We start from the raw sequence: 26,167 nt of genomic DNA, 5'->3' as shown, positions 1-26,167 counted from the left end.
GCAGGAACCATGATCACCACGACACGCACCACCAAGACCGCGGCCCGCCGTCCGGCCGAGAAGACCTCGACGCCCCGCCGCACCATCGAGGAGAAGAAGGCGCAGGCCGCCGCACTCCACGAGTCGATCGCGACGCAGGTTGAGAGCTTGCGCGACGCGGAACGGTGGACGGCGTTCCTCGCGTGCGCGTCCGCGTTCCACGCCTACAGCCTGGGCAACGTGTTGTTGATCCTCGGTCAGCGCCCCGACGCGTCGCGCGTCGCCGGGTTCCGCAAGTGGCAGGGACTCGGCCGAGGATGATCCCGCACACGATCGGTGCAGCTGACGGCAGGCCTGTCGGGGGGGCTCACCATTCTTGCTGCGGCAGGTGAGCACGCGCACATCGCACCCTGATCGAGGACGGACATCGACCGGTCAGCGCCTGTCGTGATCCGGCAGCGGTTCAGTCCAGGACGAAAGCGGCGCGCCGCCGCCGGTCGATCGCATGGATGGTCAGAGCAATGACCGCGCCCAGCAGTGCTCCGACGGTGTTCATGAACCAGTCGTTGGTGTCGCATCGCCGGCCGAGTGCCGGTGCGAGGGCCTGCACGACCTCGATGGCGACGGAGAGGGCGACCGTGCCGGCGAGGACGGTGAGTGGCCGGTTCGTCGCCACGCTGAGGAAGAGCGCGAGCGGCAGCAGCAGCGCGATGTTGGCGAGGGTGTCGATGCCCTGGAACGGGACCGAGAACTGCACGGTGCAGGTGACGCCGCCAGAGCGGGCACCGTCGGGGAGCAGGGTGAGCACGAGGGCGGCGACGAACGACAGGCCGGAGAGGCCGAGCAGGACGCCGCGGAGCCGCAGACGGTGGAGCAGCCAGGCGACCCCCGTGGCGACGGCGAGGGCGACCCAGAACCCGATGGGGACGAGGGGGGCGTGTTCGGCGAGGAACGTGGAGATCATCGGGTGCCTTCGTGGTCCTGGTGGTGGTCGGTTTCGTGGCCGTGGTCGGCCTCGTGGTCGGCCTCGTGGTCGGCCTCGTGGTCGAGTCGGTCGAGCCAGATCCGCATGAGTGCGGTCTCCTCGGGGAGCAACGCGTCCGACCCGTCGTCGTCGAGCCGGGCGCGGAGCTGGCGACGAGCAGCCGCGTCGAGGTCGTCCTGGTCGCGGGCGGACGCCTCGATGAGGACGGCGTCGAGGACCGCGTCCCGGAGTGCGTCGTCGTCGGCAGTGTCCGGAGCCGTCGTGGTCATCTGGTGGAGTGCGAGTCCGACGTTGGCGGCGAGCAGCATGGTCGCTGCGACGGGGACGTCGACGCGGAGCAGGCCCGCGGCCGCGCACCGGGTCAGCGTCCGTTCGAGCAGCGCGGTCAGGCCGTCCCGCGCGGAACTGCTCGCCCACGGCCGTGGGGCGAACATCAGCCGGTAGAGGGCGGCGTGTTCCCGAGCGAACGCGAGGTGGTCGTCCCATCCGTGGCGCAGGTCCGCTGCCGGGTCGTCGGACACCTCGAGCTCGGCCTTCCGAGCGGTGTACCGCTGCAGGCCCGTCTCGGCGAGGGCGTCGAGGAGCCCGCGCTTGTCGCCGAAGATCCGGTAGAGCACGGGCTGGGTCACGCCGGCCGCTTCGCAGACCGCTCGGGTGGCGACGTCCCCGTCGGGGGCAGTGACCAGCTGGTCCTCCGCTGCGCGGAGCAGGGCGCTGCGGAGCGCTTCGTCAGATCGGGCCATGCAGTGATCGTAGCGCAGGTTGTATCGATGATCGTAACCGTGCTACGTTCTGCCGTAGCGCCGAAATGCTCTGCGCGTATCACTGAAAGGACAGACGATGAGCACCACTCCTCGCCGCGTCGCCCTGGTCACCGGCGGCTCTCGCGGCATCGGCCGCGCCGTCTCGATCCGGCTCGCCGCGGACGGCTTCACGGTCGTCGTCAACCACGCCAGCGGGACGGCCGCCGCCGAGGACACCGTCGCCGAGATCGAGCGGACGGGCGGCCGTGGCGTCGCCGTGCAGGCCGACGTCGCGGACGAGCACGCCGTGGCCGCGATGTTCGACCGGGTCGAGGCCGAACACGGCGGCGTCGACGTCGTCGTGCACTCCGCCGGCCGCCTTGCGCTGTCGACGATCGCCGACCAGGACCTCGACGTCCTCGACGCACTGCACCGGACGAACATCCGCGGCACCTTCGTCGTCGCGCAGCAGGCTGCCCGTCGTCTCCGGGCCGGCGGGGCGTTCGTCGGCATGTCGACGTCGGTCGTGGGGACGCAGTTCCCGACCTACGGCGCCTACGTCGCGAGCAAGAGCGCGGTCGAGGGCATGACGATGATCCTCGCGAAGGAGCTCCGCGGCCGGGACGTCACGGCGAACGTGGTGGCCCCGGGGCCGACGGCGACCGAGCTGTTCCTCGACGGCAAGACGCAGGACCAGATCGACACCCTGGCGAAGGTCCCGCCCCTCGAACGGCTCGGCATGCCGGAGGACATCGCCGGTGTCGTCGCGTTCCTCGCCGGGCCCGACGGGCACTGGGTCAACGGCCAGACCATCCGCGCCAACGGCGGGATGGTCTGATGCCGACGCCGCGGGTCGTCCTCGTCACGGGCGCGTCGAGCGGCTTCGGCCGGCTGACGGCGGAGTCGCTCGCGCGGGCGGGGCACGTCGTCGTCGCCGGGATGCGTGCGGTCGACGGCCGGAACGCGCCCGCCCGTGCCGCGCTCGACGACCTCGCCGTGCGCGAGGGCCTGCAGCTCGGCGCGGTCGAGCTCGACGTGCAGTCGGAGCAGTCCGTCGACGAGGCGGTCAGCACCGTGATCCGTGCGCACGGGCGCATCGACGTGCTGGTGCAGAACGCCGGCCACATGGCCTACGGTCCGGCCGAGGCGTTCACGCCGGAACAGTTCGCCGCCCTGTACGACGTCAACGTCGTCGGCGCCCAGCGCGTCGCACGTGCCGTCCTGCCACACCTGCGGGCGCGCCGGTCCGGACTCGTCGTCTGGGTCGGCAGCTCGGCCACCCGCGGCGGCCACCCGCCGTTCCTGGCGCCGTACTTCGCGGCGAAGGCCGGCATGGACGCCCTGGCCGAGAGCTACGCGGCGGAACTGATCCGCTTCGGCATCGACACCACGATCGTGGTCCCGGGCGCCTTCACCTCGGGCACGAACCACTTCACGAACGCCGCCGTCCCGACGGACACCGCCCGCGTCGACGAACACGACACGGAGTACGGGGCGCTCCGGCGCGACCTGACCGACCGCCTCGCCGCGATCGTGCCGGCCGACGCCGACGTGCAGGACGTCGCCGACGAGATCGTGCGCGTGGTCGGCCTGGCCGACGGCGCCCGCCCGTTCCGGACCCACGTCGACCCCTCCCGTGACGGCAGCGAGGTCGTCTCGGCGGTCGCCGACCGCATCCGATCCGAGTTCTACCACCGCGTCGGCATCGAGGACCTCCTGTCCCCGAACGCCGCGCTCTGACCCCCGGAACGTCCGGGACACCCCACCGAGAGGAACACCATGCCCTTCGCCAACATCAAGGTCCCCGCTGACACCCTGACCCCGGAGTCGAAGAAGAAGCTGCAGGACGCCGTCACCGACGCCATCGTCGACGTCTACGGCGAGCGAGCCCGACCCACGACGCTCGTCATCCTCGACGAGGTCGCCGACGGCGGCTGGATGCTCGGCGGCACCATCCTCAACGAGGCGATGCTCGGCCGCGTCTGACCATCTCCGGGCGCGGCGGGGACCGACAGCACGGCCCCGCCGCGCCCCGCACCGGGAGTCGATCCGCGCTCCCTCGTCCTGCACATGCTCGCGTCCACCGACGACGGTGTGGCGCCCTCCCCGAAGGAACCCCGTGCACCTCACGTCTCGAGCACGCCGCACCATCGCCCTCGCCGTCGTCCCGACGGCTGTCCTGGCCTCCGGCCTCGTCATCGCCCAGGCGTCCTACGCCGCCTTCTCGGCCACGACGAGCAACGCCCCGAACACCTGGTCTGCCGGGTCCGTCTCGCTCAGTGACGACGATTCCGACACCGCGCTCTTCACGGCCTCCGGGCTGCAGCCCGGTGACACGCGGACATCGTGCATCGTCGTCACGTCGACCGGCTCACTCCCCTCGACGGTGAAGCTGTACGGCACGGACCCGGCGACCACCAACGCACTGTCGAGCTCCTTGCACGTCACCGTCACCGAGGGCACCGGCGGGTCCTTCGGCAAGTGCAGCGGCTTCACCCCGCTCTCGCCCGCCGCGGTCTGGTCGGGCTCCCTCGCCGACCTCGGATCGACCGCCACGAGGTTCTCGAACGGCATCGGCACCTGGCGCACCGCCGGCGGTTCCTCCGAGTCGCGCACGTACCAGGTGACGGTCGCGCTCGACGCCGCGACGCCGAACTCTGCCCAGAACGGGACCGCGCGCATCGGTCTCACCTGGGAAGCGCAGAGTTCCTGAGCCCGGCCGTGGCCGACGTCACCCTGCGTCCGGACGGACGACGCGAACAGCCCTCGGCTGTCGCGGTGACACGATCCGGGCACGCCTCCGCCTCGACCTGGGTGGTGTTCGCTGCGGCACTGCTCGGCCGCACGGTCCTCGTGGTCACCGTGAGCCTCCTGCTCTGGGCAGCGCTGCCTGCGTCATGGGCGTGGACCCCCACGACGGTGGTGTCGGGATCCATGGCGCCGAAGATCCTCCCAGGTGACGTGGTCGTCGCGATGCCGGTCCACGATCGGGAGGTGACGATCGGGCAGGTGCTGCTGGTCGAGGACCCCGACCACCCGGAAGCGCTGCTGCTGCACCGACTCGTCGCGCGGACGCCGTCGGGTTCCCTGCAACTCCGCGGTGACGCGAACCCCACGCCCGATGCCCGGACGGTGGAGCCGGAGGACGTCCGCGGGGTCGGTGTGCTCCGGGTCCCGCTGGTCGGTCTCCCTGCACTGTGGGTCCGCGAGCACGACGTCGGCAGGCTCGCCGCGGCGACGCTCGGACTCGGGGGCGCCCTCGTGCTCTCGTCCCGCCTGGGCAGCCCAGGCGGACCCGAGGTGACCCGTGCGGTCGGGCACGGTCGGCGACGACGGCGGTCCGTCCGCGCGGAACGTGCCCGGAGCGTGGTCTTCGTCGGTGCACTCGCCGCCGTCCTCGCCGTGGTGATCGTGGTGGACGATGCCGCTCGCGCAGCGTTCACGGCCACCGCGGCGAACACGGGTACCCGGCTCGCCACCGCGACGTTCCCGTGTCTGCAGCGAGCGCCGTTCGCACACACGTACCTGACCTACCGGTTCGACGACGCCCCCGGCACCTCCGCGGCCGACGGATCCGGGAACGGTCGCCACGGCACCCTCACCTCGGGAGTCTCGCTCGCCCCGGGCACCTGCCGAGCCGGGGACAGTCCGTCCCTGCTGACGGGCGGGGTGCGGGGGCAGGTGATCACGGACGCGGCGGTCGATGCACCGCAGATCTTCGCGATCGAAACGTGGTTCCGGACCACGACGACGACCGGCGGGATGCTCCTCGGCTTCGGCAACCTCCGCTCGGACCAGTCCACCAAGTACGACCGACAGCTCTACCTCTCCGACGAGGGCGCCGTGCACTTCGGCGCCTACAACGGCACCAACATCGCGATCAGCTCCGCAGCCGGCCTGAACGACGGCGTCTGGCACCTCGCCACCGCGACCATGGACGCGTCGGGCATGCGGCTGTACGTCGACGGCGAACAGGTCGCCGCGAGCTCGAACGCCAGAGCAGAGGTCAGCACCGGGTGGTGGCGGATCGGCTTCGACAACCTCAACGGCTGGCCCGGCAACCACACGACATTCCACTTCAAGGGCAACCTCGACAACGTCGCCGTATATGAAGACACGCTGCCGGCGGCCGCGGTGCAGGAACACTTTGCCGTCGGCAGATGACCGGCAGGACGCCGAAGCAGTAGGCACGCAGGCCCTGGTCACTCGGGAACGGGGCCCGCCCGCCGAGCCGGGAGTCAAGCGCATGTTCAAACCGAGTCGTCGGCAGATCAGTCCGGTGCGATTTCTCTGGACCCCAGCCGAACGGACGCGCGTACCACTGGCATCTCCGTTGGTGAAGAAGTCTTGGTAGGTCGGACCGATCCTGTCTGTAGCGCCGGCGGCGTCGACTGGCCGTCCGCTCGGGTGCGGGTGCAGCGACGATCGCCGTTGCACAACGGCGTTGATGTCGTCGGGTGACGGGTCCGACTTTCGCCCACTCGGGGCTGCCGCGTGTGGCGTCGTGAACGCGGGTTCGGCCAGCAGACCTCGCTTCAACGAAGTTCGCTGACCGGAAGGAGCTCTTGTCAGGGGACGCGGAGGCGCGGCCCGATACGGCACGTCAACATACGTTGACAGGTGACGAAACGGCGGTTGGCTCGACTCGTGGAGCACAACGCCGGCCCCGACGGCACACGCCGCACGGAGGGTGTCCGCACAGGGCAGCTCTGCCCTGTGCCCACTCCGCGTTGCAGGTCACACCGCGTAGGCCGACCAACCGGAGATTGCGGTGCGGCATCTCTGTCTCTGGGACGCCCTCCTGAGCTCATCAACTTCGGCGCTCCTGGGAACCCTGCCCCGCGCTCGTAGGTGACGCGGTCGGCAAGGCGCCACACCGCGGGTTCTCTGTGTTCGACCGTCAACCCTGGCGAGCAGTCTCGACGGTCAGGCGTCGCGGATGTGCAGCTGCTCGCCCTGTGCGCTGAAGAGGGTCAGGACCTCGACCGGGTTCGTCGTGCCGCTGGCCATGCCGTGCGGCGCTGCCGTGTCGAACTCGGCCACCTCTCCAGCATCGAGCACCGTGAGTGTCGAGCCGATCTGCAGGTGCAGCGTCCCAGTGAGAACGAACACCCACTCGTAGCCGACATGGGTCTTCTGGCAGATCCGCGCGTCCGGCTCACGACCCGGCAGGATCACCTTGAAGGCCTGAACCCCGATCGGCCTCGTGGTGAGGGGAAGGTAGATCATCCCGTGGCGACGGACCGGTTTGGGGTGCACACGTGGATCACCGGATGCGGGCGCGCCGACGAGCTCGTCGAGAGGAACCTGGAAGACGCGGGCGATCTTCAGCAGCACGTCGAGGCTTGGAGCGCGGACCCCTGATTCGAGCCTGGACAGGATGCTGATCGAGACTCCCGTGATCTCGCTCACGTCGGCGAGCCGGAGGCCCCGTCTCGTCCGCTGCTCCCTCAGCCGCGCGCCGAGCCCGTCCATCACCGCATCGAGGTCGTCGTGTCCCATACCGTACAGCCTCTCCCGCCTTTGCGATTCTCGCAAATCAGTTTGAGGTTCTGGTCACCGTGTTGCAGGGTCATCACGTGAGCAGATTCGAGTGGGATGTCGTGGTACTCGGTGGCGGTAGTGCTGGCCTCAGCGCAGCGCTGATGCTCGGACGTGCGCGCCGCAAGGTGCTTGTGCTCGATGCGGGGGCACCCCGGAACAGGTTCGCCGCCCACATGCACGGTGTCCTCGGTCATGACGGGAAACCTCCGCTGGAGCTTCTCGCGGTAGGTCGGGCCGAAGTCGAAGCCCACGGCGGTGCCATCTGGGACACTCCGGCTGTGACGACCCGTCACGAGGGCGACGGGTTCGCGGTGGAGACCGATGACTCCCGGACCGTGCTGGCGCGGGCGCTCCTTGTGGCGACGGGTGCCAGCGATGAACTGCCTGACGTCGATGGCCTCGCCGAGCGTTGGGGCAGCGGTGTCGCGGCGTGCCCGTACTGCGACGGGTACGAAGTGCGCGACCGACGGATCGGGATCCTGGCTACCGGCCCCGGCAGCATCTTCCAAGCGCAACTGTTGCGACAGTGGTCCGACCAGATCATCTACCTCGCACACGACACGGATGCGCCGACCGGTGAGGACCAGGCGGCGTTCGACGCCCGCGGCATCCAGATCGAGGATGGGCGAGTCACGCGTGTGCTGTCCCGAGGTGACCAGCTGTCCGGCGTGGAGTTCGACGATGGACGGACCATCGAGCTCGACGCGATCTTCACCGCACCGCGTCTGATCCCACAGGACGCGGCACTGCGACAGCTGGAGGTCGAGCGCACTGAACACCCCTGGGGGTCCTTCGCCACCGTCGACCCCAGCGGGAGGACGAGCGTCGACGGGGTGTGGGCGGCCGGGAACGTGGTCAACGCGATGGCCAACGTCCCTGTCTCCATCGGCACCGCGGCCCTCGCCGCAGGCGCGGTGAACCACGCTCTCGTCCTCGACGACGTCCGCCTCGCACTCCGCGGCAGCGCGAAGGCGGAGACGCGATGAGCGAGGACACCACGCCGAGCGAGCGGTTCTGGGAATCCCACTACCAGGGCATGGACCCGTCTTGGGGGACCCGGCCGAACGCAGTCCTCGCTGCAGTCCTGGATGACCTGGCTCCTGTCCCGGCTCGTGCTCTGGACCTCGGATGCGGACACGGTGGGGATGCGCTCTGGCTCGCCTCCAACGGCTGGCACGTCACTGCGGTAGACGTCTCCGCGACCGCCATTGCACGCGTCACCGACGCAGCGCAGCGCAGTGAGTTGGGCCCGCGCCTGAGTGCCTTCCGGAAGGATCTTGCTCGAGACATCCCCGCCGGCCCGTTCGACCTGGTGTACGCCTGTTACTTCCACACGCCAGTGGACATCGACCGGAACGCGATCATCGGTCGCACATCCGAAGTCCTGTCCCCGGGCGGGTACCTCGTCGTCATCGACCACGCGTCATCGGCACCATGGTCCTGGGGTGCCCACGACCAGGAGTTCCCCACCGCGAACGAGGCGGTGACCCGGCTGGGCCTCGGTGAAGACCTGCGCATCGTGCGGCAGGAGACCGCGTGGCGTGAGGCGTCCGGCCCTGACGGGCAGCGCGCCGACGTCGCTGACAACGTCATCTTCGCCCAGCGTCCTTGACCGACCAACCGAAGCCGGTTCGTGCTTCGTGCTTGCCCCACCCTCCCCGTCACCTCGGGCCTCCTTGGCCTGCCCGAAAGTAGTGGACCACCACGTGTCAGATTCACCCGTCACCGCCCCGCCGCCGTCCGCACCGGAGAACCCACGGAAGTGGTTCGCCCTCGTCGCGATCACACTGGCCAGCCTCATGGTCGTGCTCGACGCCTCCATCATCAACATCGTCTTGCCGGAGGCGCAGCAGGAACTCGGGATCTCGGACGCTGACCGCGTCTGGGCCGTGACCGCCTACGCCATCACCTTCGGCGGGCTCCTGATGCTCGGCGGTCGGATCGCGGACATCGTCGGGCGCAAGAAGACCCTGGTCATCTCGCTCATCGGCTTCGCGATCGTGTCCGCCATCGGTGGTCTCTCTTCAACGCCAGAGATGCTGTTCGCCGCTCGCGCCGCCCAGGGTGTGTTCGCCGCAGCCCTCGCACCCGCAGCCTTGTCCTTGCTGAACGTCACGTTCACCAACCCGCGTGAGCGAGCACGGGCGTTTGCCGCGTACGGGGCCGTTCAGGGGGCTGGCGGTGCAGTCGGTCTGCTCCTCGGCGGGGTCCTGACCGAATTCGTCAACTGGCGCTGGACGCTGTTCATCAACGTGCCGATCTCCCTCGTCGCCGTGATCACGGCGATGTGGGCCGTTCGGGAGAGCCACGCCGGGAGCTCGCGCCGCCTGGACGTTCTCGGCGCGGTGCTCGTCACCGCCGGATCCGCTCTCCTCGTCGTCGGGTTCACCTACGCCGCCGAACCCGGCGCGGGCTGGACCAGCGCCGTCACGATCGCCTCGCTCATCGGCGCCGTCGTGCTTCTCGCAGCCTTCGTGTTCGTGCAGGCGAAGGTGAAGAACCCGATGCTCCCACTACGGATCCTGACGAACCGCACCCGCGCCAGCGCGCTCTCTGCCGGCTTCCTTGCCAACGCGGCGGTGTTCGGTATGTTCCTGTTCCTCACCTACTACCTGCAGCTCTCCCTCGGCTTCACACCGCTGCAGACCGGCTTTGCGTTCCTCCCCTTCAGCATCGGCATCGTCGCGAGTGCCACGCTGTCCTCATCCCTCTTGCCCCGCATCGGAGCCAAGCCCCTCATCGTCGGCGGCCTCATCCTCGCTACCGCAGGCATGGCGTGGCTGACCACGATCGGCCCGTCATCCTGGATCACCGTTGTGCTGCCCTCCCAGATCCTGATGGGCCTCGGACTCGGTGTGACGTACGTTGCGATCAACAACGCCGCGCTGAACGGCGTCACGGACGCTGACTCCGGAGTCGCCAGCGCCACGATCAACACGACGCAGCAGCTGGGCGGAGCTCTCGGCGTCGCGCTGCTGAACACCGTCTACGCCACTGCTCTCCTCACAGAGGGTTCGGGAACACCGACAGGTGCGACGACGCTTGCCGCCTACCAGACCGCTTTCCTGGTGTCCGCCGCGCTCTTCCTCGCCGCGACGATCGCCGGTCTCCTGACCCGGAATTCCGGCAAGCGAGCGCAGAGCGAAGACCCCACATCGGAAGAAGCCCACGCCAGTACTCCCGCTGCAACGCACTAGGGCGTGTCTGCTGAAGATCAGGTAGAGCGCTGGCGCGCTGTAGTGGTGACATGATTCCAGCTGCTCTCCGATGCTCAGTGGTCTTCGATCCAGTCGTTCATGCCGAGTCCGACAGGCAAACGTGGCCGTCCGGTTGCGGACGCTCGAGCCGCCTGATCACGGATGCGGCCGCTCCCGCGGCGGCCTGTCCACGAAGGTCCACCAGCTCGTCGACGGCCACGGGCTGCCCCTGGTCACCCTGATCACGCCCGGACAAGCCGGCGACTCACCGATGCTGCTGCCGCTGCTGGCAGCGCTCGAAGTGGCCCGTCCGGTCGGCAGGCCGCGGACCCGACCGGACCGGCTCCGCGGTGACAAGGCGTACTCATCCAACGCGATCCGGCAACACCTGCGCGACCGCGGTATCGAGTCCGTGATCCCCGAGCCTCGCGACCAGCAAGGACACCGGAAACGGCGTGGTTCCCGCGGCGGGAGACCCGTGACCTACGACCGCATCGACTACAGGAACCGGAACGTCGTCGAGCGTGGCTTCTGTCGCCTCAAGCAATGGCGAGCCCTGGCGACGAGGTACGACGACCTCGCGATCGTCTACCGCTCAGCCGTCGTGCTCAACGCCGTCATCGCCTGGACCCACCATTCAGGAGACACGCTCTAGATCCCCGGCGACGGCGACGGCGACGGCATCAGGACACCGAGTCCGGGTGCGACCCGGTCCGCTGTCCGTTCTCGAGACCGGCGATCGCGGTCAGGTCCTCGTCGGTCAGCTCGAACCCGTCGACGTCGATGTTCGCCCGGATGCGCGACGGCGTCACCGACTTCGGCAGCACGACGACCCCCTGCTGCACGTTCCACCGCACGAGCACCTGCGCCACGCTCACCCCGTGCGCGTCCGCGATCCGCGTGAGCACCGGGTCGTCGACGAGCCGCCCACGTCCGAGCGGCGACCACGCCTCGGTCCGGATGCCGTGCTCCTCGTGGAACTCGATCAGCTCGCGCTGCGGCAGCCACGGGTGGCGCTCGACCTGGTTGACGGCCGGCACCTCGCCCGTCTCGTCGACCACCCGCTGCAGGTGCGGCACCTGGAAGTTCGAGACGCCCACGCTCCGCGCCCGACCCTGCTCGCGCAGCTCGACGAGCGTCCGCCACGTCTCGACGTACCGGCCGTTCGCCGCCGCCGGCCAGTGGATGAGGTACAGGTCGACGGCGTCGAGTCCGAGCCGCTCGAGGCTCGCGTCGAACGCCCGCAGGGTCGCGTCGCGCCCCTGGTGGTCGTTCCACACCTTGGTGGTCACGAAGACGTCGTCGCGGTCCAGCCGGGAGGCACGGATCGCCTTCCCGACGCCGGCTTCGTTGCCGTACATCTCGGCCGTGTCGACGTGGCGGTACCCGGCGTCGAGCGCCAGGCGGACGGCGGTCTCCGCCTCGGCGTCGTCGACCTTGTAGACGCCGAACCCGATCGCGGGGATCGACCGGCCGTCGCGGAGGGGGAAGGAGGTGACCATGCACCCATCCTGCCCATCGGGGCGGGGGTGCGTCGTGCCTCCCGGCCGTCAGCTCGGCAGCGTGACCGGCTCGGTGTCGGGGAGGGGGCTCGCGTCGCGGCCGCGCAGGTCGGGCAACCACCGCTTCGTCACGAGCGGCAGGACGACCCCCGCCGCCGCCATCACCGCTCCGACGGTCATGCCGCCGGTCGGGCCGTTCGCGTCGATGAGGAAGCCCGCGACGGCGGACCCGCCCGCGGCGCCGATGAGCTGGCCGGTGCCCATCCAGCCGTAGGCCTCGGCCGTGTCGGAGAACTTGACCGTCGCGGACACCGAGCCGAACATGACCGCGAGTGCCGGTGCGATGCCGGCGCCGGCGATGACGAGGGCCAGGCAGAGCCACCAGAAGTCGGTGCCGCCGACCGCGAGCGCGAGCCCGACGAAGACGATCGACATGCGCGCCCAGAGCGTGTTCTTCGAGATCGGTCGGTGCCCGAGCGCGAGGCCGCCGGCGAGCGACCCGACCGCGAACACCGCGAGGACGATGCCGGCGTTCGGACTGCCCTCTCCGAAGACGCTGGTGACGCTCGCCTCGACCGCCGAGCACGCGCCGATGAGCAGCAGGCCGGTCAGCGTCGCGACGATCACCGACGGCCGCTTCAGCACGACACCGAACGCCCGCTTCGACCGGGGGATGCGGACGCGACCGAGCTCGGGGGAGGCGATGAACCACACGCCGCCCACGACCAGGAACACCATGGCGACGACGATCGCCTGCACCGTGCCGACCTGCGTCGCGACGAACGTGGTGATGACCGGGCCGGCGACCCAGATGAGCTCCTGCGCACTGGCGTCGAGCGAGAACAGGGGGGTGAGCTGCGACGAGGTCACCATCTTCGGGTAGATGGTGCGCACCGCGGGCTGCACGGGCGGGACCGCCAGCCCGCCGAGGAACCCGACGACGACGTACCCCCAGAGCGGCATCGTGACGAACGCGATCACGACCATGCTCGCCAGGGCGACGGCGCTCGTCAGGACCAGCACCGGCCGCATGCCCCAGCTGCCCATCCAGCGGCTGGTGAGAGGACCGGCGATCGCCTGGCCGATGCTCGTCGTCGCGAGGACGAGCCCCGCGGCGCCGTAGGAGTGGAACACGTGCTCGACGTGCAGCAGGTAGGCGAGCGACAGCATGCCGAACGGGAAGCGTGCGGTGAGCTGTGCTGCGATGACGCGACCGACTCCGGGGGTCTTCAGCAGGGGTCCGTAGGCGCTCACGGGACGAGCGTACCGACCGGACGGAACGTGCCGTCACCCGTCCGGGGGTGCTGTGGACAGACCGGGTGCCCACGGTGCTCGGCACGGGCTGCCGCGACACGCCGACGCGTCGATTCCACACCTGTGGATCGAGGCTCTCCACGAGTGTGGGGAAGTGTCGGTGGTCGGCCGCAGAATGGCGGAACCGCGGGCCTCCCCGAGCTGTGCACACTGTGGAAGGGCTTGTGGAGAACTACACTGCTGTAACACTTCCTCTAGTGGTCGGTGCGGCAGTCAGCCACTAGATGTAGTGTGGAGACATCGCAGCGGCCCCTTCCCGGACACGTCTGCGCAGCTACCTGCACCACCTGCACACGTGGCATCAGCACCACCTCCACAGCAAGCACGACACCAGCAAGAACCAGGGGAGATCATGGCCGTCACCGTCTACACCAAGCCGTCCTGCGTCCAGTGCACCGCGACGTACCGCGCGCTCGACAACAAGGGCATCCAGTACGAGGTGCTCGACGTCTCCGCCGACGAAGCAGCGCTCGAGCACGTCAAGAGCCTCGGCTACATGCAGGCCCCCGTCGTCGTGACCGACGACGACCACTGGTCGGGCTTCCGTCCCGACAAGATCGCGACGCTCAGCGCCGAACTCGCGTGAGCCGTGCGGGTCCCGTCACCGGGGCCCGCAGCTCCGCCGGCCCGGAGGCGCGCAGCACCTCCGACGGGCCACCCCTGATCTGCTGTCCGCACCTCTCACAAGGAGCGCGCACATGAGTCGCCTCGTCTACTTCTCGAGCGTGTCCGGCTACACGGCCCGCTTCGTCGAGAAGCTCGGCCGTGACGCGGACCGCATCCCGCTCCTCCCGAGCGACCCGTTCCTCCACGCGGACGAGCCGTACGTGCTCGTGCTGCCCACCTACGGTGGCGGCAACGGTCAGGGCGCGGTCCCCAAGCAGGTCATCAAGTTCCTCAACGACGAACGCAACCGCTCGCTCATCCGCGGTGTGATCGTCGGAGGGAACACGAACTTCGGCGAGGCCTACGGGCTCGCCGGGGACGTCATCGCCGAGAAGTGCGGCGTCCCGCTCTTGTACCGCTTCGAACTCTTCGGAACGCCTGACGACGTGCAGGCGGTCAACTCAGGATTGGATGCATTTTGGACGCAGCAGTTGCAGACGTCGATCTGACGTCGCCGCAGACGGGGATGGACTACCACTCCCTCAACGCGATGCTCAACCTCTACGACGCGGACGGGAACATCCAGTTCGACAAGGATCGTGAGGCCGCCAAGCAGTTCTTCCTGCAGCACGTCAACCAGAACACCGTCTTCTTCCACAACCTGAAGGAGCGGCTCGACTACCTGGTCGAGAACGAGTACTACGAAGCCGCGACGATCGAGCAGTACTCGCTCGACTTCATCCAGCAGCTCAACGACCTGGCGTACTCGAAGAAGTTCCGGTTCCAGACGTTCCTCGGTGCGTTCAAGTACTACACGAGCTACACGCTCAAGACGTTCGACGGCAAGCGCTACCTCGAGCGCTTCGAGGACCGCGTCGTGATGACCGCCCTCGGCCTGGCGCAGGGCAACGAGCAGCTCGCGATCGACCTCGTCGAGGAGATCATCGCCGGCCGATTCCAGCCCGCGACCCCGACGTTCCTCAACACCGCGAAGGCCCAGCGCGGCGAGCTCGTCTCCTGCTTCCTCCTCCGCATCGAGGACAACATGGAGTCGATCTCGCGCGGGATCAACTCGTCGCTGCAGCTCTCGAAGCGCGGCGGTGGCGTGGCCCTGCTGCTCTCCAACATCCGCGAGGCCGGCGCCCCGATCAAGCAGATCGAGAACCAGTCGTCGGGCATCATCCCCGTGATGAAGCTGCTGGAAGACTCCTTCTCGTACGCGAACCAGCTCGGCGCGCGTCAGGGTGCCGGTGCCGTCTACCTGTCGGCGCACCACCCCGACATCATGAAGTTCCTCGACACCAAGCGCGAGAACGCGGACGAGAAGATCCGCATCAAGACGCTGTCGCTCGGTGTCGTCGTGCCGGACATCACGTTCGAGCTCGCGAAGAACAACGAGGACATGTACCTGTTCTCGCCGTACGACGTCGAGAAGGTCTACGGGATGCCCTTCGGCGACGTCCCGATCTCCGAGAACTACCGCGCGATGGTCGACGACTCGCGCATCAAGAAGACGAAGATCAAGGCGCGTGACTTCTTCACGACCATCGCCGAGATCCAGTTCGAGTCGGGCTACCCGTACATCGTGTTCGAGGACACGGTGAACAAGGCCAACCCGATCAAGGGTCGGATCAACATGTCCAACCTGTGCTCGGAGATCCTGCAGGTCAACACGCCGACGACCTTCAACGAGGACCTGTCCTACAAGGAGATCGGCAAGGACATCTCCTGCAACCTCGGCTCGCTGAACATCGCGCTGACGATGGACTCGCCGGACTTCGGCAAGACCATCGAGACCGCGATCCGCGGCCTGACCTCGGTCTCGCAGATGTCGCACATCTCGTCGGTCCGCTCCGTCGAGGACGGCAACGACAAGTCGCACGCCATCGGCCTCGGCCAGATGAACCTGCACGGCTACCTCGCTCGTGAGCGCGTGTTCTACGGCTCCGACGAGGGCATCGACTTCACGAACATCTACTTCTACACGGTGCTGTTCCACGCCCTGCGCGCCTCGAACAACATCGCGATCGAGACGGGGGAGACGTTCGACGGCTTCCGCGACTCGAAGTACGCGTCGGGCGAGTTCTTCGACAAGTACACCGACCAGACCTGGACGCCGGCGACCCAGCGCGTCGCCTCGCTGTTCGACGACGCGAACATCACGATCCCGACGCAGGACGACTGGAAGGCGCTGAAGGCGTCCATCCAGGAGCACGGCATCTACAACCAGAACCTGCAGGCCGTCCCGCCGACCGGGTCGATCTCGTACATCAACCACTCGACGTCGTCGATCCACCCGATCGCGTCGAAGATCGAGATCCGCAAGGAAGGCAAGCTCGGTCGCGTCTACTACCCGGCGCCGTTCATGACGAACGACAACCTGGACTACTACCAGGACGCGTACGAGATCGGTGCCGAGAAGATCATCGACACCTACGCGGCTGCCACCCAGCACGTCGACCAGGGCCTGTCGCTGACGCTGTTCTTCAAGGACACCGCCACCACGCGCGACATCAACAAGGCCCAGATCTACGCATGGCGCAAGGGCATCAAGACGATCTACTACATCCGTCTGCGCCAGCTCGCCCTCGAGGGCACCGAGGTCGAGGGCTGCGTCAGCTGCATGCTGTAGAGCTGCTGCTCTCTTCCTGGAGGCGCGGGGCGGGCCCCGCCCTGCGCCTCCAGTCCGTCCGATCGTCCTGTCCACCACCACCCGGAAGAAAGCCATGACCCTCACCGACCCGGTCCACGCCACGGGCAAGTCCATCCCGCTGATCAGCGCGGTCAGTGCCATCAACTGGAACCGCATCCAGGACGACAAGGACGTCGAGGTCTGGAACCGGCTGGTCAACAACTTCTGGCTGCCCGAGAAGGTGCCGCTGTCGAACGACGTGCAGTCGTGGAACACGCTCACGCCGGAGGAGCAGCAGCTCACCATGCGGGTCTTCACCGGCCTGACGCTGCTCGACACGATCCAGGGCACCGTCGGCGCGATCAGCCTGATCCCCGACGCGATCACCCCGCACGAAGAGGCCGTCTACACGAACATCGCGTTCATGGAGTCGGTGCACGCGAAGAGCTACTCGTCGATCTTCTCGACGCTCGCCTCGACGCCCGAGATCGACGACGCCTTCCGCTGGTCCACGGAGAACCCGAACCTGCAGAAGAAGGCCCAGATCGTCCTCGACTACTACACGGGTGACGACCCCCTGAAGCGCAAGGTCGCCTCGACGCTGCTCGAGTCGTTCCTGTTCTACTCCGGCTTCTACCTGCCGATGTACTGGTCCAGCCGGGCGAAGCTCACCAACACCGCCGACCTGATCCGCCTGATCATCCGCGACGAGGCCGTGCACGGGTACTACATCGGGTACAAGTTCCAGAAGGGCCTTGAGGGCGCCTCCGAGGAGCGCAAGCAGGAGATCAAGGACTACACGTTCAACCTGCTCTTCGAGCTCTACGAGAACGAGGTGCAGTACACGCAGGACCTCTACGACGGTGTCGGGCTGACCGAGGACGTCAAGAAGTTCCTGCACTACAACGCCAACAAGGCGCTGATGAACCTGGGCTACGAGCCGATGTTCCCCAAGGAGACGACGGACGTGAACCCGGCGATCCTGTCGGCGCTGTCGCCGAACGCGGACGAGAACCACGACTTCTTCTCGGGGTCTGGCTCGTCGTACGTCATCGGCAAGGCCGTCGTGACGGAGGACGAGGACTGGGACTTCTGATCCCGGTCTGACTCGTGGGGGCGCCCCGCTGGCTTCGGCCAGCGGGGCGCCTTCTCTTTAGTGACCGTGACTTAGGTGTCGGGTAGGCTGAACGCTTATGGGGTGGCATGAGGATTCGTATGGGCACGAGCGATTCCGAGCGTCTTGGGATCGAGCCATCCGACGCGGCGAGGTGCTCACGACGTGGGATGATGCGCTGCGACTTGCAATCGAGAAGCGGAACCACCTCCGCGCGCAGATCCGCCGGGCCGAGCGACTCACCAATGTGAGCATCACATCCGCGCTCGAACTCGCCCATAAAGAAAGCGAGGACGTTGCGACAAAGGAGCTGGACAGGTTTCTTGACGAAGTGCGCGGACAAGTTCAATCCAGACTTGAAGCAAATGACCGTTGGGTGCTGACCGAGGGCATAACTCTCAATGGTAAAAGAACCTGGCACACCGACCGCAAGATGAACGCTGCCTCCTATTTCGAGGAGCGCATTGCCGAACGAGCACTTCGTTCTTCGTTTGACATCTCATCGCCAAGCCGGGCGCATGTTTCTGACGCTCTCAAAACCGTTCTGACCGACGGGTCGCCAAAGTTTGTGTATAGAACGGACATTAGGGGGTGCTTCGAAAGCATTCCGCACGCCGGGTTACTCGAGATGCTTGAAGCTAATCGCGAACTTCCGCGACGAGTGGTCAAGCAAGTGAGGAATCTGCTGTCCGATTACAGCGCAATTGTCGGAAGTGCAGTTGGGTTACCGCGAGGGGTTGGTATCAGCAGTGTGCTAACGGAGGTGTATTTGTCGGCACTCGATCGACAGATCGAGGAGCAGTTGTTACCAGCTTTCTGGTGTCGATACGTCGACGACATAGTGGTGGTGACGTCCGCCGAGCGCGGCCGGGACGCGTCGAAGGTCATTAAGTCCGCTGTGAAAAATCTGTCGCTAGCTCTGAATGCGTCGAAAACAATCTCCTTCGCTAGTGGCACTCCTCGCACTTTCACATTTTTGGGCTATCAATACTCGTGGCCCTCAGGGTCACTGCTAGTACAAATGTCCAGCAAGCGATCTAAAAGGATGCGGCTTCGTTTGGAACGGGCATTCGACGCCTACTCCTCATCGACCTCGCCGGCACGCGGTGATTTGTTAATCAAGCGTGTCCGCTTTTTGACCCGTAATGTGCGTCTGAGCAACAACAAACGAAACGCCTTGACGGGGATCTACTTTTCAAACTCGCAATTAGACACGCCGTCGCGGCAGTTGCAAGCTTTAGATAGACGATTGAGCGCGCTCACGAAGCAGCGCGTGAGCGAACCGGGCATTTTTCAACTCATCCATCAGGAGAGCTTTGCAGGGGGTTTTGTCAGCAAGCGTTTTTTAGTCCTGACGCCGGAAGAAATGACCAGAGTAACTGCGATTTGGATCGACCTTGAGTAAATCACGTAGAGGTATCAAGCATGGCCCAGGACGAGTTGTTCTCTCAGATACTCTGCCGTTCGAGTTGCCAGTGGGATTCGACAATAGCGCCTGGTATTCGTTTCTCAATCTTGCTAAATTCGAATGGGATGCCGACGGCTATAAGTTCCGAGCAGACAAAGACGGGCTTCATGAACTCGTTCTGAAAATCGTATTCGGCGGAGTGGCTGAAGTGAGCGTTGCGTCAGCTGAGCGCTTAGAGGTCAGGTTCTTCAAGCGGCCTAGTCCCACCGTTCCTTTCCAGTTTGTAATCAACACTCGGAATGGCAGGGGTCGACTGCTGTCGGTGCCTCATCCGGCTATCCAGCTCCGCATCGCTCGCTTCTACGATAAGTACCGCGCCCTTATTCTTCACCACTCACGTAGGAGCAACTTCTCGCTGAGGGCCCCGAGTCGAGTTGCACGCTACACTACTGTTCGCGATTCTCTTTTCGCCGCCGATCGTGATCGATCGACTCGAGAGACCGTCGAGGTGAGGGATAGGGAGTCTCGCGCTCTTCACTCATACTTTGTGTATCGGGAAGTGGCTAGTCTTCACCGCTTCTACGAGTCCCGCAGCTACCGGGAGGCCGAAAAGCACTATTCGATGCTTACTCGCCTCGATCTTTCTCGCTGCTTCGATAGTATCTATACTCATTCGATTGCTTGGGCTTTGCACGAGCGTGAAGTTGTCAAGCGAAGTGTTGCATCGCACAAGATGACATTCGCGGGCGAGTTCGACGCCTTGATGCAACTGATGAATGATAACGAGACTAACGGCATTCTTATTGGCCCGGAGGTCTCTCGCATATTCGCAGAGATGATCCTCCAGGGTGCGGATCGCTCACTTGAGCGGGTGCTGCGCTCGCGAGAAGTCGTTCACGGCCGTGACTATCAAGTACTCCGGTATGTTGACGATTACTTCATTTTCCACAACGACCCGGCTGTGGAGCGTGTCATTGTGTCAGAGCTTGAGAACGAGTTGCGGCCTTATAAGATGAACTTGAACTCAGCCAAAGAAGAGCGACTGAGTGCGCCATATATTTCACCGATGTCGAGCGCGAAACGAGCATTGAATCGCGCCATATCTAGGCAGCTGCCACTACCAGCGACGGACTCAAATATTGTCACGGGCGAATATGTTGTCCGAAATTTGCTTCATGAGTTCAAGACGGTAGTCCTGCAAAGCGGACTTTCTGCGGCCGATCTCGCAAATTACTCGACGGCTGTGGTCGAGTTACGTCTTGAGGAGGTCCTGCGAGCCGCCGCTCATGGAGCCGATCCAGAACTCAGCGCGCTTTCGTCCGCAACTTCGGCGCACCTCCTTGCGCTGGTGTCGGGGTCGATGGAGTTTTTGTTCTACGTGTATGGTTCGACACCGCTCGTGTCGGGCGCCGTCAAGTTGGCTCGGGCAGTCGCTATGGTGCGTCGCTTCATGTCCGAATGGAACTTTCCTTACTCATCGCGGTTGCTTGTCGATGAATTGATTGGACGCGAATGCTCCCGGCTACTCCGGCGCATGAAGCTCGAGGCAGGGGTTGAATCCGTCTACCTTCTAGACGTTCTAGCGGAGCTCCCGCGGGACTTCGACCTTTCCGAAGCGGAGTTCAGGCATGTCACCGGCGGTCTCTCTTTCGAAGCGAATACCGGTGAACTTGCACTACTGGAGGTTTTCGGTGTTTTGCGATACGCAGGGCCAAGGGCCCATCTTCAGCCGTTCGTTCTTGCATCAGAGCGTTGGTTGAAAACTCGCGCTGCCGAGCTTCAGAAGTTGCAGCGTCCTAGTTCCGAGTTGGTTCTATTGGTTTTGGATGCAATTGCGTCTCCCTGGGTGGACGATGCAGTGAAGGGGCACCTCTTGCGGCTCTTTGTTCCGAAGGCGAGCAACTCCAAAGCGGTGGAGCTGGCCGCGCTCCAAGAGGGCTGGTTCGGCCGTTGGCGTTGGGACGATCTGTATGCGGAGTTGCGTTTGAAGCGCGTTCATGAGGTATATTGACCGAGCGCCTCGCCGGCCTCTAGGTCACACACCAGCGCCTTGGCGGTATCGAGTACCCCGCCTCCCAAAATCATCAAGGTCACATCGGTTCAGATCTAATCACTTGCCGCATGGTTCGGTGTCCTCCTGCTGCAGAGGAGAGTGCGTGCCTTTTTCAGCGCGATGATCAGCCGGTTCTTCGACTGAGTCACCGCTGGCGTGACTCGGCCTGCCGTACGCCGGCTAGGGGCAAGCGAGCCGGCGGGGTTGAACCGAGATCCGAGTGTTTGTCTGCCTTCCACGCGAGGAAGGCCCACACCTCGGGGCGATACCTGTGACACCTTCAAGGGGAGTGCCTGTGCCGGATCCCTTTCCACGTGCTGTCGAGAATCGCTAGTAGGCCGCGCGGCCCTCGAGGCTCTGGCGTTGGCCTTCGGGAAGAGGTTGTGTAGGCTGTGGCCGTTGGGTGGCGCCTTCGAACTAATCGTGGCGGCGATACTGGCCAGGGAAGCTGGCGCAGGCGATGCTGCTGCCGCCGTCGATGAGGAGCTCGCTTCCCGTCATCCCCGAGCTCTGGTCGGACACGAGGAAGAGCACCGTGGCGGCGACCTCCTCGGGACGGAGGAGTCGACAGAACGGCAGACCGCTCGCCATCTGCTGGAGCATCGCGTCCGGACTGCCCGTAGCGGGTCCCGCGAGCCCCGGCGTCCCTGTCGGCCCGGGGACGACGGTGTTGATCCAGACGCCGCGCGGTGCGAGCTCGGCCGCCCACGTGCATGCCCCGACCGCGCAAGTTCGACGAGGCCGAAGTGGTCGAGCGCGCCCGGCGCACGTTCGCGGAGTCCGGGTTCGACGGCACGTCGCTCGACGACCTGCTGGCAGCGACGGGGCTCGGTCGGCAGAGCCAGTACAACACGTTCGGAGGCAAGAAGGAACTCTTCATGCGCGCGTTCCTCAGCGACACCGCCGACGCCGTCGAGGTCGTGCAGTCCGTCCTGCGGAGCGCCGAGCACCCGATCGCGCGGATCCGGACGCAGCTGGTCTCCGCTGCGGTCGAGCACGGGGCGGCGCAGGGTCCGCCGTCACTGCTGCTCCGCGCGGCGGTGGAGCTGTCCGCTCGGGATCCCGAGGTGGCCGCGACCGTGACCGAGGCCTTCGACACCATCCGCGCTGGCTACACGGCCTGCATCGTGGACGCGCAGGCAGCCGGCGAGGTCGAGGCTGCCGCCGACGCCGAGGCGCTCGGCACCTACTTCTGCGCGGTCATCGAGGGGATGGGGGCGATCGGACGCGTCGGGACCTCACGAGCGGCGCTCCTGCAGGTGGGGATCGCGAGCCTCGCGGCACTGCCGATCACACCGCTGGGTGCAGAGCACCTCGGAACCGCGGACGGTCCCTGGGACTGATCGTCGCCCAGTACCAGGGCGACACCGCGACGACGCGAGCGGCGGGACGGACCGGCACCGCGCCTCCAGTCCGGATCTGGAGGCGCGCATCCCGCAGGCGCGACGGCATCCGCCCGTCGCATGGAACATCACCGTTGCGTCGATGAAGCCGGTCCTCGCCATGATGCGAACACCGCAGCCGGGCGTTCCGATCCATCAGGACGGTTCCCTCGAGGGTCAGCGGCACGGACGACAAGCCTGCGCTAGCTTCGAGTGAGATGACACGGTATCTACGGGGGACACAACGGTGACAGGATCGACAGACCTGACCGCGTACGTGCTGCCAGACTTGACGTCCTTTCCCTCGGGACTTGCGACGTGGATGCGAGGGTCGTGTCGAAGGGCGACGGGACCGCCGTGGTCGAGTACACGGCACCGAACGAGACCACGCTCGGCTCGGCCCTGCGGATCCCCGGGCTCGACCACGACGCGGTGAACCGAGCCGCTGGGAGACCACGGGCCGTTCTCGCGGGTGACGGAGCGGTTCACGTGGAAGGAGAAGGTGAAGTGGTGGCGAAACATCCGGCGGGTATAGCGACGTCGATCGCGGTGCTGACGCTGTTGATGACCGGTTGCGCCGTCACGGCACAGCCCGAGCCGGAGGACTACACCGGCACCTGGGTGCTCGAGGGAGCGGACGGTGATCGAGCGACGGAGTTCACCGTGTCGGCGGACCGGACGTACACAGCGCGCAACATCCCGATCGACCTCGCGTGCCGAACCGGCAACGCTGCGACGGGCCCTCCGGGTTGTGCGAACGGCGAGGACTCGGCGAGCTTCTCCGGACGATGGAAGGTGGCCGACGGTGACTCGCCCGGCATCCGGTTCTACTTCGATGGCCAATTAGTGCGCCAGGGCTACGCGACCAATGGAGCACTCGGTTTCTACAGCGGATCACTCGATGTGCCACGTCCCGACTACCTCTTCGTCCGTTCGTCGTCGGCCTGACCGGAAGCCTCCTCCACAGCCCGCCCGGTGACCGTCCCGACGGGGACCGCGACGACAATCGGGGAGTCGTGGCGGCGCGGATCTGTGGGACGCCCTACCGGTGGGGCCCGTGGCTCGTGTCGGCTCCCACCCGTGCTGCACGAGACGCACAGCCGGTCCGTTCGACGGCCGCTCCACCACCGGGCGCGGTTCGGCTCAGGCGACGTGCGTCCGATCGTCGCTCCGCTTCGCGCTCACCCACATCGGGAGGTCCTCCTGCAGGGCGGCGACGCGCGGGTCGGAGGTGGTGCGACCGCCACTCCTGGGGAGGTCGAGGTAGCTGCGTCGGACCACGTGCGAGAAGGGTTCGCCGCAACTGTCGTCGCTGTGATGGCGAAGCTGCCACCGCTGAGGATGCCGTCGCAACGACGCTGCGTCGGCACGGGTCGCGGCGCTGGAGAGGAGCACTGACCACAGTTCGTCGTCGGTCATGCCGGCCAACTCGGTCGGTTCGAGGGCTCCCGTGTCGAAGAGGCGGCTCACCAGGCCCCGCACGACGGCGACGGGCACGAGGTTCGCCGCGCTCCTCTGGGCAAGTGCTTCGCTGATCGCGAGGTCCGCCAGTTCGACAGCATCGACCGGATCGGCATCGACGGCACCGTCGCTCAGATGCAGCCGTCGCAGGAGTTCGTGCGGTGCTGATCGTGTGCGCCCGTGGGCCTGTCCGCTGCGGAGGAACGAGTCGAGGTGGTCCAGCTTCAGGCCGCCGTGCGACGCCGTGAGCGGCGAAGGGATGCTTCCGTCGTCGAGTGCGATGATCGTCTCGGCATCGCCAGCGAGTGCCGCATCGGTGGCGAACAACGCGGTGATCCGCTGTCGGGTGAGGTCGTGGTGGTCGAGGCCTGCGAGACCCTCGAGCGTGTGGCTGAACGGGAGGTGGCCGACGTCGTGCAGCAACGCAGCGGTGCGCGCGGGCTGGTGCTCGGGCGCGAAGTGGGCCACGAGTGCGAGTACCCCGAGCGAGTGCTCGAGGCGAGAGTACGTCTGCACCGTCGTGATCGACGCGGCTCCTGCGTGGGCGATGAAGGCGAGACGCCGCACCGGCCAGGTGCGGAGGAGACGCTGTTCGGTCGCCGTGAGGCGCACCTCGATCCGCCACAGTGGGTCGAAGTACACCCCGTCGTTCCCCAACGTGTCGACCGCTTCTCGGTGCACTCTGGCCTCCCCGTCGTCCGCACCGACAGTAGCGGAGCGGACGGCCGCTCCAGGAAGTTCGTCCCGTGCCGCGCGAGCGACGACCGCAGGGATCAGGACGGGTCGGCGATCTCCTGGAGCGCTGCGAGGTGCGCACGCCACGCCGTCCGACCCTCGCGTGTGACGGTGAGCGACGTCCGGGGGGTCTTCCCCGTGAAGGCCTTCCCGACGGCGACGTACCCCGCCGTCTCGAGGAGCGCGACCTGCTTGCTCAGCGCCGAGTCGGTGACCTCGACGGCGTCGCGGACCTCGCGGAACCCCAGCGTGGTGGCACGGTCGAGTGCGGCCATGATCGAGAAGCGGACCGGATTCAGCAAGTGACCGTCGAGCCGGTGACGGGGATGGACCGGTGCCTGGTTCGTCGACGTCATCGTCGTGCCTCGTACGACGCGCAGGCCATCGTGACCGCCAGGATCGCTCCGGAAGTGATCCCGGACCACAGGACGGATCCGTGCGCCCAGGCGACGACGGCGATTGCAGCCCCGTAGGTGACGAACCAGCTCGCGATGTAGATCGTCCATCGACGGCTCCGCGCGAAGGCCGCTCGCCCGCGGATGGACACCGCGAAGAACACGATCAACGCGAAGAAGGCGGCGAGTGTGCCGACGTAGGTGAGGCCGAAGGCCGAGCCGGTCGTCAGACCCATCCCGAGGGTCCCGAACGAGGTCACCATGCCGAGCGCGAGGATGAACGTCACGTACGGCCACCGGGTGGACTCGTGCGCTCGTCGACTGAGGCGATCGGCGGTGTCGAGGAGCGTCCGCGCCTCTGCCGGGCTGATGCTGTTCTGGTTGTCCATGGTGTTCCCCTCTCGGGTTCCAGCCTGGCACAGACTTGCCATGTAGGCAAGTGCTTGCCGATCGGCCAAACCTACCGCGACACGGGCGACGGACGGCTGCGGGTGGTCATGGCCGCGGCTGAGCGTCGTGGGCGTGATGCGGATCCGATGCGAAGGCTCGTTCGTAGATCTCGTGGACGACAGCGGCCTTCGCGTCGTTGTAGCGCAGGCCGTTGCCGGCGTTCACGGCCGCTGCCTTCGCGTCCGCGTACACCTGCCGGTCCTCGGGGTGGGATCGCAACCACTCCACGAACAGGCGATGCCGTTGCGGCTCCGCTGCCCCCGGCTGCCACACGTGCAGGTTGGTGTTGGGATCGCCGAGGGTGAGCTGCCGGTGCGGGTCACCGGCGATCACGTCGCGGAAGACCAGACGGAACCCGACGGCCTCGAGCTCCGGGAGCCAGGTGCGTTCATCACCGAGGTCGGGCACGAGCAGGTCGGCGTCGATGACCGGCTTGGCGATCATCCCGGGAACGGCAGTCGAGCCGACGTGCGCGATGGTGTGATCGGCGCCGAGCGCACCTGCGACGAGGTCCCGTACGCGCGCGAACGCATCGGCCCAACGTGGGTCGTGGTCCTGGAGGCTGCCAGGGTCGACCTGTCGGAACGCGACACGCTGCGACTGACGGGCTGCGTTGCCGTCTGCGGTGAACGGCCGCCAGAGCGGGTGTGTGGCCACAGCCACATCA

Annotated in this window: 28 protein-coding genes; 18 read left to right on the top strand and 10 right to left on the bottom strand. The window is 66.5% G+C overall.

Features of this window, described 5'->3' with window-relative positions; translation table 11 throughout:
- Positions 1–9: 9 nt before the first annotated feature.
- Positions 10–300, top strand: a complete 291-nt coding sequence (locus NI26_RS13485) for a hypothetical protein (RefSeq protein WP_066656335.1) — start codon at positions 10–12, stop codon at positions 298–300.
- 142 nt (positions 301–442) lie between these two features.
- Here NI26_RS13485 and NI26_RS13480 read toward each other — a convergent pair whose 3' ends face one another.
- Positions 443–943 (bottom strand): VanZ family protein, encoded by a 501-nt coding sequence (locus NI26_RS13480; RefSeq protein WP_066656333.1) that lies wholly within the window; start codon positions 941–943, stop codon positions 443–445.
- Positions 940–1,707 carry a TetR/AcrR family transcriptional regulator gene (locus NI26_RS13475; protein ID WP_081985077.1) on the bottom strand — a complete coding sequence of 256 codons (768 nt, stop codon included), beginning with the start codon at positions 1,705–1,707 and terminating at the stop codon, positions 940–942. The genes NI26_RS13480 and NI26_RS13475 overlap by 4 nt, the downstream gene beginning before the upstream one ends.
- A gap of 97 nt (positions 1,708–1,804) precedes the next feature.
- On the opposite strand from NI26_RS13475, the gene NI26_RS13470 reads away from it, so the two are divergent.
- From NI26_RS13470 to NI26_RS13450, 5 genes are all read left to right on the top strand, one after another.
- The gene (locus tag NI26_RS13470; protein WP_066656331.1) at positions 1,805–2,545 is read left to right on the top strand and encodes an SDR family oxidoreductase; all 741 of its coding nucleotides are present in this window, start codon (positions 1,805–1,807) and stop codon (positions 2,543–2,545) included.
- Positions 2,545–3,447: an SDR family oxidoreductase gene (locus NI26_RS13465; protein ID WP_066656329.1), complete on the top strand. Its 903-nt coding sequence runs from the start codon at positions 2,545–2,547 to the stop codon at positions 3,445–3,447. The genes NI26_RS13470 and NI26_RS13465 overlap by 1 nt, the downstream gene beginning before the upstream one ends.
- A 39-nt stretch (positions 3,448–3,486) precedes the next feature.
- Positions 3,487–3,693 (top strand): tautomerase family protein, encoded by a 207-nt coding sequence (locus NI26_RS13460; RefSeq protein WP_066656327.1) that lies wholly within the window; start codon positions 3,487–3,489, stop codon positions 3,691–3,693.
- 133 nt (positions 3,694–3,826) lie between these two features.
- Positions 3,827–4,420, top strand: a complete 594-nt coding sequence (locus NI26_RS13455) for a hypothetical protein (RefSeq protein WP_066656325.1) — start codon at positions 3,827–3,829, stop codon at positions 4,418–4,420.
- Between the two features lie 65 nt (positions 4,421–4,485).
- Entirely contained in the window at positions 4,486–5,871 is a 1,386-nt protein-coding gene (locus tag NI26_RS13450) for a LamG-like jellyroll fold domain-containing protein (RefSeq protein WP_144411376.1), read from the top strand.
- A gap of 762 nt (positions 5,872–6,633) precedes the next feature.
- Here the strand turns inward: NI26_RS13450 and NI26_RS13445 are convergent.
- Positions 6,634–7,209: a helix-turn-helix domain-containing protein gene (locus tag NI26_RS13445; protein ID WP_066656309.1), complete on the bottom strand. Its 576-nt coding sequence runs from the start codon at positions 7,207–7,209 to the stop codon at positions 6,634–6,636.
- 77 nt (positions 7,210–7,286) lie between these two features.
- Here NI26_RS13445 and NI26_RS13440 point away from each other — a divergent pair, with 77 nt between their 5' ends.
- From NI26_RS13440 to NI26_RS13425, 4 genes are all read left to right on the top strand, one after another.
- The gene (locus tag NI26_RS13440; protein WP_200884113.1) at positions 7,287–8,237 is read left to right on the top strand and encodes an NAD(P)/FAD-dependent oxidoreductase; all 951 of its coding nucleotides are present in this window, start codon (positions 7,287–7,289) and stop codon (positions 8,235–8,237) included.
- Complete coding sequence (locus NI26_RS13435) at positions 8,234–8,863, top strand: class I SAM-dependent methyltransferase (protein ID WP_066656302.1); 630 nt, start codon at positions 8,234–8,236, stop codon at positions 8,861–8,863. Before NI26_RS13440 ends, NI26_RS13435 begins: the two co-directional genes overlap by 4 nt.
- Before the next feature lie 94 nt (positions 8,864–8,957).
- The gene (locus NI26_RS13430; RefSeq protein WP_144411374.1) at positions 8,958–10,448 is read left to right on the top strand and encodes an MFS transporter; all 1,491 of its coding nucleotides are present in this window, start codon (positions 8,958–8,960) and stop codon (positions 10,446–10,448) included.
- A gap of 70 nt (positions 10,449–10,518) precedes the next feature.
- On the top strand, positions 10,519–11,103 hold the full coding sequence (locus tag NI26_RS13425) for an IS5 family transposase (protein WP_268746753.1): 585 nt from the start codon (positions 10,519–10,521) through the stop codon (positions 11,101–11,103).
- Positions 11,104–11,131: 28 nt separating this feature from the next.
- On the opposite strand, the gene NI26_RS13420 is transcribed toward NI26_RS13425, so the two are convergent.
- Positions 11,132–11,950, bottom strand: a complete 819-nt coding sequence (locus tag NI26_RS13420) for an aldo/keto reductase (protein WP_066656298.1) — start codon at positions 11,948–11,950, stop codon at positions 11,132–11,134.
- Between the two features lie 48 nt (positions 11,951–11,998).
- Positions 11,999–13,204, bottom strand: a complete 1,206-nt coding sequence (locus NI26_RS13415; RefSeq protein WP_066656297.1) for an MFS transporter — start codon at positions 13,202–13,204, stop codon at positions 11,999–12,001.
- A 412-nt stretch (positions 13,205–13,616) separates the two neighbouring features.
- Here NI26_RS13415 and nrdH point away from each other — a divergent pair, with 412 nt between their 5' ends.
- The 6 genes from nrdH to drt3b all read left to right on the top strand — a co-directional run bounded on the left by nrdH (position 13,617) and on the right by drt3b (position 21,035).
- Positions 13,617–13,850 (top strand): glutaredoxin-like protein NrdH, encoded by a 234-nt coding sequence (nrdH, locus tag NI26_RS13410; RefSeq protein WP_058727719.1) that lies wholly within the window; start codon positions 13,617–13,619, stop codon positions 13,848–13,850.
- A 112-nt stretch (positions 13,851–13,962) separates the two neighbouring features.
- The gene (gene nrdI / locus NI26_RS13405; protein WP_066656296.1) at positions 13,963–14,379 is read left to right on the top strand and encodes a class Ib ribonucleoside-diphosphate reductase assembly flavoprotein NrdI; all 417 of its coding nucleotides are present in this window, start codon (positions 13,963–13,965) and stop codon (positions 14,377–14,379) included.
- A gap of 17 nt (positions 14,380–14,396) precedes the next feature.
- Positions 14,397–16,502, top strand: a complete 2,106-nt coding sequence (gene nrdE, locus NI26_RS13400) for a class 1b ribonucleoside-diphosphate reductase subunit alpha (protein WP_066656294.1) — start codon at positions 14,397–14,399, stop codon at positions 16,500–16,502.
- Positions 16,503–16,596: 94 nt separating this feature from the next.
- Positions 16,597–17,598, top strand: a complete 1,002-nt coding sequence (gene nrdF, locus NI26_RS13395) for a class 1b ribonucleoside-diphosphate reductase subunit beta (protein ID WP_058725585.1) — start codon at positions 16,597–16,599, stop codon at positions 17,596–17,598.
- Between the two features lie 172 nt (positions 17,599–17,770).
- Entirely contained in the window at positions 17,771–19,021 is a 1,251-nt protein-coding gene (drt3a, locus tag NI26_RS16275; protein ID WP_158407772.1) for an antiviral reverse transcriptase Drt3a, read from the top strand.
- Positions 19,014–21,035 (top strand): antiviral reverse transcriptase Drt3b, encoded by a 2,022-nt coding sequence (gene drt3b, locus NI26_RS16270; protein ID WP_144411373.1) that lies wholly within the window; start codon positions 19,014–19,016, stop codon positions 21,033–21,035. Before drt3a ends, drt3b begins: the two co-directional genes overlap by 8 nt.
- Positions 21,036–21,494: 459 nt before the next feature.
- On the opposite strand, the gene NI26_RS17345 is transcribed toward drt3b, so the two are convergent.
- Positions 21,495–21,752, bottom strand: a complete 258-nt coding sequence (locus tag NI26_RS17345) for an SDR family oxidoreductase (protein ID WP_235426657.1) — start codon at positions 21,750–21,752, stop codon at positions 21,495–21,497.
- 38 nt (positions 21,753–21,790) lie between these two features.
- On the opposite strand from NI26_RS17345, the gene NI26_RS13385 reads away from it, so the two are divergent.
- A complete protein-coding gene (locus NI26_RS13385; RefSeq protein ID WP_066656289.1) occupies positions 21,791–22,420 on the top strand; it encodes a TetR/AcrR family transcriptional regulator in 630 nt (209 codons plus the stop codon).
- A gap of 372 nt (positions 22,421–22,792) precedes the next feature.
- Entirely contained in the window at positions 22,793–23,407 is a 615-nt protein-coding gene (locus NI26_RS13380) for a hypothetical protein (protein ID WP_158407771.1), read from the top strand.
- A gap of 195 nt (positions 23,408–23,602) precedes the next feature.
- Here NI26_RS13380 and NI26_RS13375 read toward each other — a convergent pair whose 3' ends face one another.
- The 4 genes from NI26_RS13375 to NI26_RS13360 form a co-directional block, all read right to left on the bottom strand.
- The gene (locus NI26_RS13375) at positions 23,603–24,601 is read right to left on the bottom strand and encodes an HD domain-containing protein (protein ID WP_158407770.1); all 999 of its coding nucleotides are present in this window, start codon (positions 24,599–24,601) and stop codon (positions 23,603–23,605) included.
- Positions 24,602–24,693: 92 nt separating this feature from the next.
- Positions 24,694–25,011 carry a winged helix-turn-helix domain-containing protein gene (locus NI26_RS13370; RefSeq protein WP_066656282.1) on the bottom strand — a complete coding sequence of 106 codons (318 nt, stop codon included), beginning with the start codon at positions 25,009–25,011 and terminating at the stop codon, positions 24,694–24,696.
- Positions 25,008–25,439 carry a chemotaxis protein CheY gene (locus tag NI26_RS13365; RefSeq protein ID WP_066656281.1) on the bottom strand — a complete coding sequence of 144 codons (432 nt, stop codon included), beginning with the start codon at positions 25,437–25,439 and terminating at the stop codon, positions 25,008–25,010. The genes NI26_RS13370 and NI26_RS13365 overlap by 4 nt, the downstream gene beginning before the upstream one ends.
- Before the next feature lie 106 nt (positions 25,440–25,545).
- Entirely contained in the window at positions 25,546–26,157 is a 612-nt protein-coding gene (locus NI26_RS13360) for a GrpB family protein (RefSeq protein WP_066656280.1), read from the bottom strand.
- Positions 26,158–26,167: the final 10 nt, after the last annotated feature.

Origin of the sequence: Curtobacterium sp. MR_MD2014, assembly GCF_000772085.1 — a bacterium.
GTDB lineage: Bacteria > Actinomycetota > Actinomycetes > Actinomycetales > Microbacteriaceae > Curtobacterium.
Note: the sequence above shows the minus strand (reverse complement) of the source record. Positions and strands in the feature narration are given on the sequence as shown.